Source organism: Blautia sp. HCP3S3_D9 (assembly GCF_052063845.1).
Lineage (GTDB): Bacteria > Bacillota > Clostridia > Lachnospirales > Lachnospiraceae > Blautia_A.
Genome location: NZ_JBQHWS010000275.1, coordinates 1 through 1,285 on the forward strand (window position 1 = coordinate 1; position 1,285 = coordinate 1,285).

The following is a 1,285-nucleotide window of genomic DNA, read 5'->3' on the forward strand; positions in this document are numbered from 1 at the left end:
TCGATTCCATGTGTTGTATAATGAAAGTGCCAAAACAAACATTTGCAACATTTACGAAAGAAGGTGTCTCTCGCAAATACTATACATCATTCCTCATTCATATACAACCAGTTTAAAAAATTAAACTTATGCAAATTTTATTCGAACCGAGTAATAAACCATCTTATGAGTATCCTAATCAGTATTTTCATTTCAGGATATCATGGAAAAACCACGGACTTTGCTAAAAACAGTTCCTGCCACAGAACTACGATTGCCCATTTCCTCAATTCCGGAAAATGGGATGATTCCTTACTTTCAGATACGTTAAAATGCTCTGTCATTGAGATTATTTATTCAGAAGCAGCACGCACCGGAAAACCTGTTCTCTGTATTGTGGACGATACGATTGCTTCAAAGACAAAGCCTTCGTCACAGGCTTTACATCCGATTGAAGATGCGTATTTTCACCAATCCCATTTAAAGGGAAAACCGGATTACGGGCATCAGGCAGTTGCTGTTATGCTTTCCTGCAATGGCATTGTTCTGAACTATGCTTTTGTAATGTACAATAAGTCAATTTCCAAGATTGACATTGTACAAAGCATTGCAAAGGAGCTGCCTGTTCCACCGGTAATGTCCTATTTTCTTTGCGACTGCTGGTATGTTTCTGAAAAGATAATCAATACCTTTGCACAGAGAGGGTTCCATACCATCGGTGCTTTGAAAACAAACCGTTTGCTGTATCCATCGGGAATGAAAAAGAAACTTCGTGAACTGGCCGCCGAATTGTCTGTTACACATCGTGAATTTGACCTTGTGACAGTCAAAAAACGAAACTATTATGTGTACCGGTACGAGGGAAACCTCAACGGCATAGAAAATGCGGTAGTTCTTTTGAGTTATCCGGAAAAAGCATTTGGTAATCCCAAAGCATTGCGTGCTTTCATCAGTACAAACGCAGCCCTGTCTACACAGGAGATTCTTTCCTGGTATGTGTGTCGATGGCCGATTGAAGTATTTTTCCGCCAGTGTAAGGATAAACTGGCACTGGACAGCTATCAGATACGCTCTGCACAGGGAATCAAAAGGTACTGGCTACTTATGTCACTGGCACATTTCATGTGTGCAGTGGGTACTGGTAGGTTCTGTTCGTTTGAAACTGGATATCACGAAATCTGTGATACCATTCAGCTGGAAAAGTATCGTTATCTTTTTCAATGCGCAAAGGAAAGCAATGATTTTGATTCATTTATGAAATTCGCAGTGTAGTTTTGTGCAATTTTTCAAATTTGCTCATTTATAG

The 1,285-nt window shown here is 39.7% G+C and carries 1 protein-coding gene; it reads left to right on the forward strand.

Annotation, left to right across the window (positions count from 1 at the left end):
• Nucleotides 1–63 precede the first annotated feature (63 nt).
• Entirely contained in the window at nt 64–1,251 is a 1,188-nt protein-coding gene (locus tag ACTNES_RS20845; RefSeq protein ID WP_423229998.1) for an IS701 family transposase, read from the forward strand.
• The last annotated feature ends 34 nt before the right edge of the window (nt 1,252–1,285 follow it).